The 15,054-nt window shown below is 68.4% G+C and carries 13 protein-coding genes and 1 pseudogene; 6 read left to right on the forward strand and 8 right to left on the reverse strand.

Features of this window, described 5'->3' with window-relative positions; translation table 11 throughout:
* Positions 1-14 precede the first annotated feature (14 nt).
* Positions 15-638: an isochorismatase family protein gene (locus IE242_RS34655; protein ID WP_189866593.1), complete on the forward strand. Its 624-nt coding sequence runs from the start codon at positions 15-17 to the stop codon at positions 636-638.
* Positions 635-2,548, forward strand: a complete 1,914-nt coding sequence (locus IE242_RS34660) for an anthranilate synthase family protein (RefSeq protein ID WP_189866595.1) — start codon at positions 635-637, stop codon at positions 2,546-2,548. The genes IE242_RS34655 and IE242_RS34660 overlap by 4 nt, the downstream gene beginning before the upstream one ends.
* A gap of 188 nt (positions 2,549-2,736) precedes the next feature.
* On the opposite strand, the pseudogene IE242_RS39365 reads toward IE242_RS34660, so the two are convergent.
* The 6 genes and pseudogenes from IE242_RS39365 to IE242_RS34690 all read right to left on the reverse strand — a co-directional run.
* Positions 2,737-3,176, reverse strand: a pseudogene (locus IE242_RS39365) (asparagine synthase-related protein); the annotation flags it as partial.
* 208 nt (positions 3,177-3,384) lie between these two features.
* On the reverse strand, positions 3,385-4,788 hold the full coding sequence (locus IE242_RS34670) for a nitrosuccinate lyase (RefSeq protein WP_229859838.1): 1,404 nt from the start codon (positions 4,786-4,788) through the stop codon (positions 3,385-3,387).
* Positions 4,785-6,764, reverse strand: a complete 1,980-nt coding sequence (locus tag IE242_RS34675) for an FAD/NAD(P)-binding protein (protein ID WP_189866597.1) — start codon at positions 6,762-6,764, stop codon at positions 4,785-4,787. The genes IE242_RS34670 and IE242_RS34675 overlap by 4 nt, the downstream gene beginning before the upstream one ends.
* Positions 6,761-7,963 carry an FAD-dependent monooxygenase gene (locus IE242_RS34680; RefSeq protein WP_189866599.1) on the reverse strand — a complete coding sequence of 401 codons (1,203 nt, stop codon included), beginning with the start codon at positions 7,961-7,963 and terminating at the stop codon, positions 6,761-6,763. Before IE242_RS34680 ends, IE242_RS34675 begins: the two co-directional genes overlap by 4 nt.
* A 2-nt stretch (positions 7,964-7,965) precedes the next feature.
* Positions 7,966-9,534, reverse strand: coding sequence for a class I adenylate-forming enzyme family protein (locus IE242_RS34685; RefSeq protein WP_189866600.1), 1,569 nt, complete (start codon positions 9,532-9,534; stop codon positions 7,966-7,968).
* Between the two features lie 17 nt (positions 9,535-9,551).
* Positions 9,552-10,088, reverse strand: a complete 537-nt coding sequence (locus tag IE242_RS34690; protein ID WP_189866602.1) for an SRPBCC family protein — start codon at positions 10,086-10,088, stop codon at positions 9,552-9,554.
* Between the two features lie 141 nt (positions 10,089-10,229).
* Here IE242_RS34690 and IE242_RS38985 point away from each other — a divergent pair, with 141 nt between their 5' ends.
* Entirely contained in the window at positions 10,230-10,712 is a 483-nt protein-coding gene (locus tag IE242_RS38985) for an alcohol dehydrogenase catalytic domain-containing protein (RefSeq protein ID WP_308436806.1), read from the forward strand.
* Entirely contained in the window at positions 10,709-11,209 is a 501-nt protein-coding gene (locus IE242_RS39370) for a zinc-binding dehydrogenase (RefSeq protein WP_373299665.1), read from the forward strand. The genes IE242_RS38985 and IE242_RS39370 overlap by 4 nt, the downstream gene beginning before the upstream one ends.
* A gap of 14 nt (positions 11,210-11,223) precedes the next feature.
* On the opposite strand, the gene IE242_RS34700 is transcribed toward IE242_RS39370, so the two are convergent.
* Positions 11,224-11,568, reverse strand: coding sequence for a VOC family protein (locus tag IE242_RS34700; RefSeq protein WP_189866604.1), 345 nt, complete (start codon positions 11,566-11,568; stop codon positions 11,224-11,226).
* Positions 11,565-11,753 carry a ribbon-helix-helix domain-containing protein gene (locus IE242_RS34705; RefSeq protein ID WP_189866606.1) on the reverse strand — a complete coding sequence of 63 codons (189 nt, stop codon included), beginning with the start codon at positions 11,751-11,753 and terminating at the stop codon, positions 11,565-11,567. The genes IE242_RS34700 and IE242_RS34705 overlap by 4 nt, the downstream gene beginning before the upstream one ends.
* Positions 11,754-11,824: 71 nt before the next feature.
* Here IE242_RS34705 and IE242_RS34710 point away from each other — a divergent pair, with 71 nt between their 5' ends.
* Both IE242_RS34710 and IE242_RS34715 read left to right on the forward strand, forming a co-directional pair.
* On the forward strand, positions 11,825-13,390 hold the full coding sequence (locus IE242_RS34710; RefSeq protein WP_189866608.1) for an MFS transporter: 1,566 nt from the start codon (positions 11,825-11,827) through the stop codon (positions 13,388-13,390).
* Between the two features lie 570 nt (positions 13,391-13,960).
* Positions 13,961-14,281 carry a tyrosine-type recombinase/integrase gene (locus IE242_RS34715; RefSeq protein ID WP_308436808.1) on the forward strand — a complete coding sequence of 107 codons (321 nt, stop codon included), beginning with the start codon at positions 13,961-13,963 and terminating at the stop codon, positions 14,279-14,281.
* Positions 14,282-15,054: the final 773 nt, after the last annotated feature.

Raw genomic sequence — 15,054 nt, forward strand, 5'->3', positions numbered from 1 at the left:
TGAAGGAGGACTTCGTGGCAGGCATCCCGGCCATCGCGCCCTATCCGATGCCGACGCCGGGCGAGTTGCCCAGCAACAGCGCGCAGTGGGTTGCCCATCCGGAGCGAGCGGTGCTGCTCATCCATGACATGCAGCACTATTTCCTGCGCCCTCTCCCCGACGGCATCCGGCAGGGCCTCGTCCGAGATACGGCGCTGCTCAGGGAACGTTTCTCCGGGCTCGGAGCTCCCATCGCCTACACCGCGCAGCCCGGCAGCATGACAGAGGAACAACGTGGTCTGCTGAGTGATTTCTGGGGCCCCGGGATGAACACCGATCCGGCCGACCAGGAGATAGCTGAGGCGTTGTCCCCGGCCGAAGAGGACTGGGTGCTCACCAAATGGCGCTACAGCGCCTTCTTCCGATCTGACCTGCGCGAGCGACTGAACGAGTGCGGTAGAGACCAGCTCGTGATCTGTGGTGTGTACGGGCACGTCGGTGTGCTGATGACCGCACTCGAGGCGTTCTCCCACGACATCGAGACCTTCATCGTCGCGGACGCCATCGCGGACTTCTCCGCCGACCACCACCGGCTGACGCTTGAGTACGCCGCTCAACGGTGCGCGGTGGTCACCACTGTCAAGGAGGTACTGGCATGACAGCGTCCGAGCAAGCGAATGACTTGCTCGACCGGGTATTCGAGTCCCAGCCGCCCGCCTTTGCACTGCTGCACCGTCCCGAGGCCGGCAAGGGGATGCTGGACGTCCTCGTCGGCGATGCGTCCACGGTGGACACCATCGCCGATGTTCCGCTGCCCGACTCCGGCCGTCGGGCGGGACACGACGTACTGGTGCTCATGCCCTACCGGCAGATCGCTGAGCGTGGTTTCGCGTGCGTCGACGATGGTGAGCCGCTGATCGTGATCACCGTCACCGACCAGGCCACGGCTCCGTGCTCTCAGGCGCTGGCCAAGTCACCCGACCTGCCGACCCGGTTGTCCGGCGCCCACTTCGACGTCTCCGACGACGAGTACGCCGATCTCGTTCGCACGGTCATCACCGACGAGATCGGCTGCGGCGAGGGCGCGAACTTCGTGATCCAACGTTCGTTTGTCGCGGACATCACGGACTACACACTGCACCACGGATTGTCGTTGTTCCGTCGGCTGCTGCAGCAGGAGACCGGTGCCTACTGGACCTTCATCGTCCACACGGGCAGCCGCACCTTCGTCGGTGGTACACCGGAACGGCACATCAGCGTGGCGGGCGGCACCGCGGTGATGAATCCCATTAGCGGCACCTACCGCTATCCGCCGTCCGGTCCGGCACTGCCGGACGTGCTGCGGTTCCTCGAGGACCGCAAGGAGATCGACGAGCTCTACATGGTCCTCGACGAGGAACTCAAGATGATGGCCAGGATCTGCCACGCCGGCGGTCGCGTGACCGGGCCCTATCTGAAGGAAATGGCGCGGCTGGCTCACACCGAGTACTTCATCGAGGGGCACACCACCCAGGATCCGCGCGAGATCCTGCGTCAGACGATGTTCGCCCCCACCGTGACCGGAAGTCCGCTGGAGAGTGCCTGCCGGGCCATCAGCCGGTACGAACCGCGGGGGCGCGGCTACTACAGCGGAGTCGCCGCGCTGATCGGCCGCGACGAACACGGTCGGCACACCATGGACTCCGCCATCCTGATCCGCACCGCTGACATCGGTGGTGACGGCCGGATCCGGATCGGGGTCGGCGCCACCCTCGTCCGCCACTCCGATCCAGCATCCGAGGTCGCCGAGACCAAGGCCAAGACCTCCGCGCTGCTCTCGGCACTGCAGGCCGACGAACCGGCCCGCCTCGCGGATCATCCACAGGTCCGCACCGCTCTTGCCCAGCGCAACACAGGTATCTCCGATTTCTGGCTGGCCACGACGGAGAAGCGAGCCCGTCCACTGCCGACGCTCGTCGGGCGCCGTGTGCTGGTGGTCGACGCGGAGGACACGTTCACCGCCATGCTCGACCAACAACTGCGTGCGCTCGGCTGTGTGGTGACGGTGCGTCGCTTCGACGAGCAGTACACGTTCGACGGCCATGATCTGGTCGTCATGGGCCCGGGGCCGGGGGATCCGCGCGACACCGATCATCCGAAGATCGCCCATCTGCACACGGCGCTCCGCCGACTACTGGCCGAGCGGCGGCCGTTTCTCGCCGTCTGCCTCAGTCACCAGGTGCTCTCCCTGCAGCTGGGGCTCCAGGTGGTCCGCAGGGACGTGCCGAACCAGGGCCTGCAGCGTGAGATCGACCTCTTTGGGGCACGGGAGCGGGTCGGCTTCTACAACACCTTCGGTGCCCGCAGCGCCGAGGACAAGATCAGCTGCCCCGGCATCGGCATGGTGGAGGTCAGCCGGGACGTGGCGACGGGTGAAGTGCACGCGCTGCGCGGGCTCGGCTTCGCCTCCATGCAGTTCCACGCCGAGTCGGTACTGACCCGGGACGGAGTCCGGATCATCGGCACACGCCTGGCCGAGATCCTGGACCACCGGCCTTCCCCGGAGGGATCTTGGTGCAGCGCGGTGTGACAGGGAGCCCTTTCGGGCCCCGCAGAGACAGGTCGGCGGCCCGCTGACCGCCGATCTGTCGAAGACACCAAGGGAGGCCGCTCGGCAGCACTCCCGGCGACGATGGCGGCCGGTCAGCCATCGTGTGAACTCACTCGGCTTTTCTCGCGGTGCGGTAGCAGCCGCCGCCTGGATGACGCGGTGGGCGAACCGCCGGACAGCGGTGTGCCCACGGGGACGTCCGCGAACAGCTGCCGTTCGACGATGTCCTCGAGCAGTGTGCGCACGGTGTGAATCCTCGTGTCCAGCCGTCGGTGTGCCGGCCGGCCTCAAGCTGCCAGTACCGCGTCCTGCGCAGTCCGCTCCGGGGGACACGCACCATGGTTGCGGGACGGACCTCGTACATTCCTCGGAAGACGGCGACGACGCTGAAGATCTCCCGGAGCCCTTCGGCCTCGACGACGGCCTCGACATCGGGTGCGCCAGGATCGTCTTGGGCTCGTAGCCGAACAGCACGCCGTCGTCGGTCGGGTAGCAGTAGAGCGGCTCGACGCCCATCCGGTCGCGTACCAGGTGGGGTTTCTCGCTGCGTGCGGCCCGGATCGCGAAAGGCGTACATCCCGTTGAGGTGCTCGGCGAAGCCTTCGCCCCGAGCGGGCCGCGGCGAACCTCACCGCCGTCAGTATGCCGGCGGCCCCGGTCGCCACGACCACGGCGGTGGGCCGGTGCCGGTGGATGGTGTTGTGGAGATCGTTGGCCAGCTCGTACAGCCCGGGCCGCCGGGCTGTACGACGGCGCCCTCCGACTCCACGACGAGCTGCTGAATGTCGTCGCTCGGTGCTGATGCAGTCATGCCCTCATGCCTTCAGAGCGCGGTCCACCAAGGGTCCTGCGACGCCCGTGTAGTGGATGGGGTCACACATTCCCGTCAACTCCGCGGCGACGAGGTGGCCGTCGAGTTCCGCCGACTCGGCGAGCACCTCGGCCAGCGGTCGGCCGCTCCGCTCGGCGTCCTCGGCGGCCCGGGTCAGCAGTCGCTTCGCGGCGGCCTTGCCGATGACCGGCGCCAGCGCGGCGACGATCCGCTCCGAGACGACCTGGCCACCGGTCAGGTCGAGATTGCTGCGCATCCGGTCGGCGCGCACGTCCAGGCCCTCGGCGAGTTCCGCCGCGGTGTGCGCGGCACCGCCGGTCAGCCGCAGGCACTCCCGCAGCAGCAGCCATTCCGCGTGCCACGCGCCGGCCGAGCGCTCGTCCTCACTGACCAGACACTGGGTCAGCGCGGCCGACAGCGCGGGAACCTGTATCGCGGCGCTGCGCATGAGCGTGGACAGCACGGGGTTGCGCTTGTGCGGCATGGCGGACGAGCTGCCCCGTCCGGACGCCGTCGGTTCGGTCACTTCCGCGATTTCGGTCCTGGCCAGTGTCTGCACGTCGATCGCCATCTTGCCGAGCGCGCCCGCGGCGAACGCGAGGGCCGCCGCCAGATCCACGACCGGAGTGCGCAGCGCGTGCCACGGCAGCACGGGCCGGGCCAGACCGGTCTCCTCGGCGAAGGCGGCGACGAGCGCGTCGGCATACGCGCCGGGAGCGCGGTCGGCGGTCCGGGCGTACTCGAGATAGCCGGCGAGTGTGCCCGCGGCCCCGCCCAGCGCGACCGGCAGGCCGGGGTCGAGGAGCCGGCCGAGCCGCAGGTCGGCGTCGAGGATCAGCTGCCGCCAGCCCGCCGCTTTGAGTCCGAAGGTCGTGGGCACAGCCTGAAGCGCGAGGGTTCTGCCCGCCATGGCGGTGTCCCGGTTGTCAATGGCCAGTCCGGCCAGCGCCTCGGCGGCGCGCGCGAGATCTCGCCGGATCAGACGCACCGCGCGGTCGGCGATCAGCATGGCCGCGGTGTCGAGGATGTCCTGGCTGGTGGAACCCTGGTGGACATACTCGGCAGCCTCCGGTTCGTCGGAGGCCACGACCTCGGTGAACGCCCGCACCAGCCGCACGACGGGATTGGCCGTGTCCCGAGCGGCCACGGCGAGGTCACGCAGATCGATGCGGTCGGCCCTGGCCGCCTTGGTGATGGCGTCGGCCGCCGGCCCGGGCAGGGTGCCGAGCCGGGCCTGGGCTCGCGCCAGCGCCGCCTCGGCAGCCAGCATGGCCTGCAGCCATGCCTGATCGCAGACGACAGCCTCGATCGGCGTGCCTGCCCGCACCGGCGACAGCAGGCCCACGTCAAGGCAGGCGTCGTGGGGGACTTCGGCTGGCGTGGTCAAATGAGCACTCCCGTCAGGTCTGTCTCGTCGAGGTCCGGGCGGAACGCGGCGGGCACGTGCGCGACCGGCGGCAGGGCGAGGGCCGCACGGGCGATCGCGTCCGCGTCGCCCAGCGTGACCGAGTCGACCCCAGGGCGAATACCCGCGGCCGTGACCCAGTGCACGGATTCGGTCGGGACGCCGAAGGCGAAGCGGCGCGGGTGAGCACGTCCCCGTGCGTCGAGAATTCGGTACGGGCGTTCGGTGACGGCGAGCCCGCCGGTCTCGTAGCTCGTTCCGCGGGCTCCGTCGATGCGATACGTCGTGCACTGCTCCGTGTTGAGCAGGTGAAGCAGCAACGGGTCGGTGGTGCGCCGCAGGTCCGGCTCCGGGAGACGCGCCTCGATCAGCACGGCGGAGCGTACGGGCGGCCCGGGCACCCTGGCCGAGGTGGCGACGAAGGCCCGGGCCACGGTGTCCAGGCGGACCTGAGTGGCTGGCCCGGTGATTTCGAGAATGCCCGCCTCGATCAACGCGATCATCTCCTCGATCCGCGAGACCGGGGGTCCGATGGAGAGGAAGGCGTTCAGCGGGGTGTACCACCCTTCGAGGTCGTCCCGGTGCGAGTCGCCTTCCAGACCGCCGTGGTCCACCGCGAGCCGGATCTCGTTGCGCAGATCCCTGAACACGTCGAGCGCCGCTTTCACGGGACCGCTGACATTGCCCTGCTTCGCGTGGACGACATCGCGCGCCAGGTACTCCAGCAGCCAGGTCCGGAATTCCGCGCGGTCCGTGAACTCACGGCTGCCGTAGGGCCGCGAGACGGACTCCCAGTCCCACCGGTCCGTGGCGTCGATGCCGTGGGTGTCCAGCAGCCGGGCCGAGCTCTCCGCGTCGGTGGTGGCCAGATACCGCTCGACGAAGCGTTCCGCCTCCGCGCCCCTGCCCAGGGTCCGCAGCAGCGTGCCGTAGTAGACCGACTCCACCTCCCGGGTGATGAGCGGCCAAAGGGCGGTGTTGAAGTGGACCCGGTCGCCGTCCGGCGCGCTGCGGCGCAGCCCGGTGATGTATTCGGGGGTGAGCAGCCTGGGGAAGTACCGGCCGAAGGCTCCCTTCTCGTTCTCGCCACGGGCGTGATAGGGCACACCGCGGCGGGAGAAGGCGTGGAGCCGTGGCTCGTCGCCCGAGGGCCGGTACACGAGGCGGTCGCCGTCGCGGACGAACGCCCCGCCGCGGCCGACGCTCAGCAGCGCCATGTAGTCGAAGAAGTTCAGGCCGAGGCCGCGGAGCAACACCGGCCGGCCGGGTTCGATCATGCTCAGGTCCGCATCGGCCGGATTGCCCGGGGTGATGTAGGTGAGGTAGTGGATGCGGGCCAGACTCGCCGCCCGTTCCTGCTGCGGTGTAAGGCGAGCGGGCACGTGGCCCTGCGCCAGTATGATCGCGTCCAGCTGGTTGAGCCGGGTCCGGTTCTCCAGACGAACTCCCTGCGGGCCACCAGGCACGCCGTGCGTGTCGGCCACGGCGATCGCGCGTGACCGGTGCACCTGCACGGTGACGTGAGCAGGTGCGTTCGCCACGACGCGCCCGAAGCTGTCGTGCAGGTAGCGACCGTACAGGGAACGGGTCGGGTACGAGTTCGGCCCGAGGCTCCTGGCGTCCGCCAGGGTGTGCTCGTCGTAGCCGTCGGCGGAGTCCGGCCGCGCCAGGCTCTTGGCCCATTCGTACAGGCTGGGCCCCGGCTCGACAGGTCCCTCGATGCGGACGCTGTCGTCGGTGTAGACGGTGATCTGGGACGCCACCGTGTTGGTCAGCAGATACCGCGACTGGTCGGGCCGCCAGACCGAGCCCGCACCGGGGACGGCCGGGTCGACGACGTGCACGGTCACCGTTTGGTGTGACCGTTCTTCGCGTTCGTTGGCGCACAGGCGTTCCAGCACCGATAGGCCACGGGGGCCGATGCCGACCACACAGATCTCCAGGTGCCGGCCTTTCATCCCGACGCTCCACCGGTCAGGAGGGCGCCGCCGAAGTACCTCGCGCCGTGCATCCAGGCCACGTGGTCGTGCAGTTGGGTCGCGGACATCGAGGAGAGCATGTCGTTGCGGGCCTTGGCTTCGGTGCCGGCCGGATGCCACAGCTCGATGCTCTCGCGAGAGACGCGTTGGACGGCGGCGGTGCGCTCGCGTCGTTCGTGGCTGTACCGGTCGAAGCGCCGGACGAGCTCAGCCGTGGAGCAGTCGAGCAGGTCGCCCAGCAGCACGGCGTCCTCGAGCGCCTGGCACGCGCCCTGAGCGGCGTAGTGCAGCATCGGGTGGGCGGCGTCGCCGAGCAGGGTGACCCGGCCGTCGGTCCAGTTGTCCACCGGGTCGCGGTCGACCAGGACCCAGGCCTTCCAGTCCTCCCCGAGCGCGAGCAGCTGCCGTGGTGCCGCGTCGAGCCCGGCGAACAGAATCTGCACGAGCTGCTTCTCCACCGGTACGCCGGCGACGGGCTGAGTCGCCGCGTCGTCGGAACTCGCCGCCAGGTTCAAATACCGGCCGCCCGCGATCGCGTAGTGCACGAAGTGGCACTTGGGGCCCGCCCACCAGGTGACGGCGTTCCACCGCAGTTCGTCCGGTACCACGTCGATGGGGATGAGGCAACGGTAGACCGTGATGCCGGAGACGCGGGGTTCGCCGTCGCCGACGAGCTGCCTGCGGATCGCCGACCGGATGCCGTCGGCACCGATCACGGCGTCGCCGCTGATCCGTTCGCCCGTTTTCAGGACGACCGTGGTACCTGTGTCGTCCTGGTCGTAGGCGGTGACCGCGGCGCCGGCCCGCAACCGGACTCCCGGTGAGGCGAGGCAGGCGGCGTATAGCATGCGGTGGAGTTCGCCTCGGTGCACCACGACATAGGGGTTGCCGAAGCGCCGGCGGTAGTCCTCGGTGAGCGGCATGCTCACCACGTGCTCCCCGGTGACTCCGTCCATGAACCGCAGGTGGTCGATGTGCACGGCTCGCTCGCGGACCATGGCACCGAGGCCGAGCCTGTCCAGCGCCGCGATTCCGTTCGGCGCCAGCTGAATGCCGGCGCCCAGTTCGGCGAAGCGGTCGTTGCGTTCCAGCACCATGACCTCGTGGCCGGCACGGGCGATGCCGAGGGCAGCGGCCAGTCCACCGATTCCGCCGCCGACGATCAATAAGCTAGCCATCTCTACGGGACCTGACTTCCGTTGCTCAACAGCTTCGCCAACTCCAGCCTCTTGATCTTTGTGGTCGCCGTCTGGGGCAGATCGGCGAGCCGCCACTGCACGGGGTCCGCCATGGCGGGCAGCGACGCCGTTGCGGCCTTCCACGCGGCCATGTCCAGCGGCTCTTCGCCCCTGGTGCACACCACGGGGACTGCTGTGCCGTCCTGACCCGGCACGATGATGACCTCGACGAGTTCGTCGAGTGCGGAGAAGAGCGTGTCCTCGGCCGCGAGTGTGCTGCCGAATCCGGGGATGACGTCGACCTCGCGGTCGAGCAGGTGCAGGCACCCCCACTTGGTCCGGTAGCCCACGTCTCCCATGCGCCACCAGCCGTCGTTCTCCTGCTTGTGGTAGCGCTCGTTCTCGCCCAGGTACGTCAGCACCCGACCGTCGGTGCGGACCTCGATGTACCCCGGTGACGACTTCGTCACCGGCTTGCCGTCCATGCTGACCGCCCGGACGTCGGTCATGCCAGGGAAGGGGAATCCGACGCAGCGGCCGTCAGCATCCTCGGCTCGCCACCGGGTGAAGATTCGTCCGACGACGGGACCCACCTCGCTCTGGCCGTAGAGCTGGCCGAAGATCGGCATCCGGTGCCGGGAGGCACGCAGGGTGCGGTGCACGGTCCTCGGGTGGATGGCGTCGAAGGTGCTGCTGAAGTACCTCACGTCCGCCAGCGGCTTACGTGGGTCGTCGGCGAGCCTCTCCCACCGCATGAAGGAGTTGGGATGCGCTTCGACCACGCCGGGGCGCAGCCGGGCGAAGACGTCCGCGACGTGTTCGGGGTCGTCGTCGATGAGCATGATCAACGGGAAGCCGCGCAGCATCGTGATGGCCAGGGCCGTGAATAGCCGCGAATGGACGAACGAGACGTGGACCGCCACTGGTCGCCGTTTGCGGACGAGGGCGGTCGCCGATGCCTGCGGCCGGTAGCGCGCCTCCAACGTCCGTCCCGTATGGACGGCGAGTTTGGGGATGCCGGTGGTTCCCGAGGTGTGCGTGATGAGCGTCGGATGGTCCGGCGGCATGGTGACCGGCGGGACCCGCGCCACCCCGGCGAACGATTCCAGCTGCGTCGCGCCCGGATGGCCGCCCTTGGTGAGCAGCACCTGGTGGGCGTGGTCGAACACCGTAGGCGGCAGTTCGTCGTCGAGCTTCGCCTGATCGGTCACCAGATGCGGTTTGTGGACGCGACGGACCAGTTCGGCGACGGTCTCTCCGTCGAGCTTGGGCGACAACAGCACGGGTACGGCGCCAATCCGGACTGCCACGCACGCCAGCAGGGTGATGTCGAAGTTGTTGGACTTGCAGACGACCACGCGCTCGCCCGGCCTGACTCCCGCGGCCCGGAGCCGGGAGGCGAAGTCGTCCACCAGGTCGGCGACTTCGGTCACGGTGATACGGCGTCCCAGTTCTGGCGCCAGATCGAGGTCGTGGTCGAGAATCAGAAAATTGGCGGGATGTCGGGAAGCGGCTCGATCGAACAGCGTACCCAGTCGAATACCGCGGTTTGCTATGCGCTGGAGGATCATCTGTCCACCGTCCCCGGTCACTTACGCTCGATTACCGCCTTGATGTTCAGCAATGTGACCTGGAGGTCCTTGGCCAGCTTGGCGCTCCAGTCGGCGAAGAACCTGCGCTTCTCAGCCTCGTCCAGGTCCGCGGTGATGCTCCTGATCCCCTCGGTGGGGGCGCCCATCAGGAAGTGGTGCACCAGGACGCATCCGTCGCCGGCCGGCTTGATCTCGTAGGACCACACACTCTGCTGCGCGCGTCCGAAGCTGTCGCGCATGGCCCAGCGGAAGGCGCGTCCGGGCTCGGCCGCGACCACTTGGGATTCGGTCCTCCAGGTGCCGCGTACGACCGGCGCCCACTCGACGACGTTCGGGGACCGCCGGTTCTCACCGCGGAAGACCGCGCCGACCGTGGCCGGCTCACCCGACACCCACGTTCCGCCGGTGCATTCCGGGCTCCACTCGGCGCTGCGCGGCAGATCGCTGACCACCGCGTAGACCTCGTACGGAGCGGCCGAAAGTCGGATGTCGGCCCTTACCTCGAACAGTGGTGTGTGCTGAGTTCGGCCCATGACCTGAATCATGGGGAGCCGCCGCGGAGCCGGTCAATGAAAGGCTGCTCGATGCGTCAGGTTCGCGGATGAGCGCGCGGAGTTGACAGATAGGCCGGTGGCAACGTCGGTCTACGGGCCGACGCGACCGACAATGACGACATGCGGGCAGCCTTCATCGAACGACTCGGGCCACCGGAATACGTCCGTTACGGCGAACTGGAATCGCCGCGGTCGGGGCCGACCGACGTCATGGTCGACGTCATCGCCACCACGGTCAATCCGGTCGACACCTTCGTGCGTTCGGGAGCATTCCGTACGCCGATCGAATGCCCGCTCGTGATCAGTCGGGATCTGGTCGGCGTCGTGGCCGACAGCCGTGCTCCCGGCTTCTCCCCGGGCGACCTGGTGTGGAGCAACAGCCTTGGCCACAACGGCAGGCAGGGAGCGGCGGCGGAGCGGGCCGTCGTGGCCGCCGACCGGCTCTACCATCTGCCCGCCGCGGTGCCGTCGATCGAGGCGGTCTCCGTGGTCCATCCGGCAGGCACCGCGTATCTCGCGCTCTTCACGCACGGCGGTTTCCGGGTCGGGGAAACCGTTCTCGTGGGGTCGGCGCCGCGGGCAATGTCGGGAGCTCCCTGGTGACGCTGGCCGTCGAAGCGGTCGTCGCGACGGCCGGCGAGCACGACGCGGACCACTGCATGAGCCTCGGGGCGGCCGAGGTCGTCGACTATGCCGATCCTCGTGTGGCGGAACGTCTGAAGGAGCTGTGTCCGTGGGGGGTCGACATGTATGTCGACACATCCGGCGAGACCGACCTGACCACCGCGGTCGGCCTGCTCGCACATCGCGGCCGGATCGTGCTGCTCGCCGGCGCGCACACAGCCGGTCCTGCCGGCCGGACAGCTCTACATGAAAAACTGTTCCATCAGCAGCTTTGTCATCTCGCACGCCACGACGGCGGAACTCGCCGAGGCGGCAGGCACGATCAACCGCCTGCTCGCCTCAGGCCGACTCCGTTCCCGGGCGACGGAGGTCCTGCCGCTGAGCGCGGCCGCCGAAGCGCACGAGCGAATGGAGAGGGGCAACTGCACGGCAAGCGAGTGATCCTCGCCCCGCACTGGCCTGTGCGGCACCGATGACGGCTGCCACTCGCTCACTTCTTGATCGGCGCCTGCAGGCTCCAGACACGGCCGTCGGGGTCGCGCACCTTCATCTCCTGCGTCCCGTAGTGGGTCTCCTCGAACGACGTGACGACGTCGAGGGACGCGTCGGCGATGAACGCTTCGGCGTCCGGCACGCGCAGCACGACCTGGAAGTCGGGCTTCTGGTCTTCGGGGACCTCGGCGAGCAGGAGGTAGGGGCCGGAGCCATTGCGGAGCATGCCCGAGCCTTCTTCGGTCGCGAACTCGACCTTGTAGCCCAACGCCTGCAAAAAATTGGCCGTCTTCCCCCAGTTGTGGGTCTCGAGGTATACGCCTTCGACGCCCTCGGTGGTCATGTCAGCTTTCCTTCCGACAGTTCCTGCTCTTGAACAGCGTCTTGCCCGTGAACGGCGAGATACGAGCGCAGCGCCTCGGCAACCAGGGCCGACAGCGAGGACTCGTTCTCGATGGCATGGTGCTTCACCTGTCGGATGAGGTCCACCGGCAAGTAGACGTTGAACTGCTTGACTTCGACACCCATGCTAGCATACTAGCATGCGCCGCGATCGGGCATGACGCGCAAGAGCTTTGCATCGAGAAGGAGCTCGAACGATGAAACGTCAATGGTGGACGCTGTTAGTCGTGTGCGCCGCCACATTCATGTTGCTGCTGGACGTCACGATCGTCGCGGTCGCGCTGCCCGACATCCAGCACTCGCTGGACGCCGACTTCAGTGGCCTGCAATGGACGACGGACGCATACGCGTTGAGCCTCGCAGCGCTCCTGCTTACCTCAGGCTCGCTGGCCGACCTGTACGGCAGGCGGCTCCTGTTCGTCATCGGCCTCGCGGTCTTCACCGGGGGATCGCTGCTGTGCGGCATCGCATCGGACCAGTTGATGCTGGTGGGTTCCCGCGCGCTGCAGGGCATCGGCGGCGCGATCCTGTTCGCCACCTCCCTGGCGTTGCTCGCCAGCACGTTCCAAGGCAGGGAGCGAGGTGTGGCCTTCGGCGTCTGGGGTTCCGTCGCGGGTATCGCCACCGCGCTCGGCCCGGTGCTCGGCGGCGTGATCACCAGCGGGATCAGCTGGCGCGGCATCTTCCTGGTGAACCTGCCGATCGGCATCGCCGCGCTGGCCATCACGGTGCGTCTGGTGGACGAGTCGCGTCCGTCGCGTGCCTCCCGGGTCGACTGGCTGGGCATCGTGCCGCTCACCGTCGGACTGTTCAGCCTGGTGTACGCCCTGATCAGGGCCAGCGACACGGCCTGGAGCGAGAGGGGCGTGCTGATCTGCTTCGGCCTGGCCTCTGTGTTCCTGGCGGCGTTCGTGGTGATCGAGTCGCGCGTGTCCGAGCCGATGTTCGACCTTTCTCTGTTGCGGACTCCGACCTTCCTGGGCGGCTCGATCGCGGCGTTCGCGATGAACGCCTCACTGTTCGCCATGTTCATCTACCTTGTGTTCTACCTGCAGAACGGTCTCGGCTACAGCGCGATGGCCACCGGTGCTCGACTGCTGGCCAGTTCCGGCTGCACACTCGTCGCCGCCATGGCGGCGGGTCGGCTGCTGAACCGTGTACCGACCCGGTGGCTGATCGGCCCGGGCCTGGTGTTGGTGGGCATCGGCCTGCTGCTCATGACGGGAGTGACCGCCGGGTCGGAGTGGACTCACCTCATCCCGGGACTCGTCGTCACGGGCATCGGCGCCGGAATGGTCAATCCGCCGCTGGCCTCGACCGCGATAGGTGTCGTGCCGGTGTACCGGGCCGGTATGGCCTCCGGTGTGAACCAGACCTTCCGGCAGGTCGGCATCGCCGTCGGTATCGCCCTGTACGGTTCGATCTTCACCTCGTCATTACGCGACGCGTTGCGTGAGCGGCTCGCGGGCATTCCCGGAATGCAGGGACGGACCGACGAGATCGCTGATGCCGTCCGCATGGGTGTGCCCGGGAAGGCGATCGCCGCTGCCCCGCAGGAGATCCGTGGGCAGGTGGATCACGCGGTGCACGCCGGTTTCGCCGCGTCGATGAACGACCTCCTGGTCGCCAGCGGCATCCTGGCGATGGTGGGCGGCGTCCTGGCCTTCTTCCTCATCCGCGCCAAGGACTTCGTGGCACCCCAGCCTCCCGGCCGGCCGGCCGCGTCCCAACCGCAGAATGCCGGGGCGCCGCGGTCGGGGTGACGTCCGAGGCCGGCGGCGGTGTCCGGGATCTCGCGGGTCTTGGCATCGACGGCCTCCCGACACCGCCGATGCAGGGCGGGGCGAAGGGAGACGCAGCCACCGGACGACTCAATCCGCTTCCCCCCCCCGCCGACGTGGAACAACCGGCCGATCGGCAGCTTCACCCGCTTGAGTGCCCAGCCCTGGTCCTCGCCAACGAAGCCGTGTGCCAGCGGCCCGCGCCCCGCCTCTGTCTTCAGCCGCTGGCACTGCTGCGGGCTCAGCCGCTCCACCGCCATCGGCCCCGCCGGCGCCGGCGCCGCCGCACCACCTCGTCGCCAGGCCGACCGCCACCGGCGCACCGACCGCTCCGTCCACCCGCAGCTCCACCGCGATCTGCGCTGTGTCTGCCCCGGCCTCGAACCTCTTGGCCGCCTTCAACCGCACGACCTCCCGTTTCCGCTGCTCCACGGGCGTTAGCCCGCCCCCTTGCGGCAACCGCATGGGGGCGTCGTACCGCACGGATCACCGCTCGTCACGACCGCCCGGACATCGCCGATTCAACCTTTGTAGACAGACTCCGAGCACGTCCTGGTGCACGAGACCGGAGAAGCCTTCACGATCAAGCAGCTACGGCGACGCGCGTACCGGCTCATGGAACTGCTCGGTCTCCGTCGCGTTCGCATATACGATGCCCGCTCGTCGTGCCTCGCGTACCTGGCCAACAACGGGGTGCCGGACCACATCCTTGCGCGGTGGGCCGGGCACACGAATGTGCGGACCACCAAGAAGTGGTACGTCAAGCCGGATGTGGAGGATCTTTGCGGAGCCGCCACAACGTGGGACGGCTTGCACGGGGCCGCGACCCCAGCATGTGAGAGATTGCGAGATGTGAGAGCGTGCAGGACGTGAGTGAGACACCGACCAACACCCTGCAGTACCGCTGTGACGCGCCGGCGGAGGCCCCAATCCTGATCCTGGGTCCCTCACTGGGTACCACATGGCACAGGTAGTGGAGACCGTCCAGGGGCGTCTACGCCAGTCCAGCGCGGGCGTGAAATAGCAGGTCAGGGCCTTCCGGTCCGGGAGGGGCCGCCCAGTTGGTGATGGCTGCGTGATAGGCGAGTGATACGGCGGGGCCCGCCGGGGTCCCTCCTGACGGGACTATAAGCCGAGCCGTGAGACGACGAAGCCGCATCGGAGCGCTCCGATGCGGCTTCGTCGTGAGACCGGGCGCTGGCGCGCACGATGCGGTTGGCGCCTCATGCGGTCCATGTGCCTGTGGCGCTTTTGGGGTGCGCCTACTTTGCGATTGCACTCCCCGGGAGAGGAGTCCATGTACTCCGGGCGGGTATATCCAGTGCTGTGATCGACCTCTGATCAGCGTCTCCGACGGCACCCCTCGGCCCGGTGGCACCCCCCCCAGGTCATCCGTTCGACAGGGGGCAAAAGCCATGCCGGGCCCGGAGGCCAGCGGCCCTCTTGCAGGACCGCGAAGAAGATAACGGGGCCATGAACCGTTGGGTCGGCATCGTGTCGCAGTGCGAGACCCCGCCGCCGACACCCGTGCACCGCATCGCGCTCGCTATCGACGCCGCGCGGAACCGGACGTCGTACCAACTAAGCGCCTATCCAGAAGTTCCGTCGGTAACTGGTCGGGAACCAAGGGCTGGTCCAGGGGGCGG

This window comes from Streptomyces poonensis (genome assembly GCF_014650915.1).
Classification (GTDB): domain Bacteria; phylum Actinomycetota; class Actinomycetes; order Streptomycetales; family Streptomycetaceae; genus Streptomyces; species Streptomyces poonensis.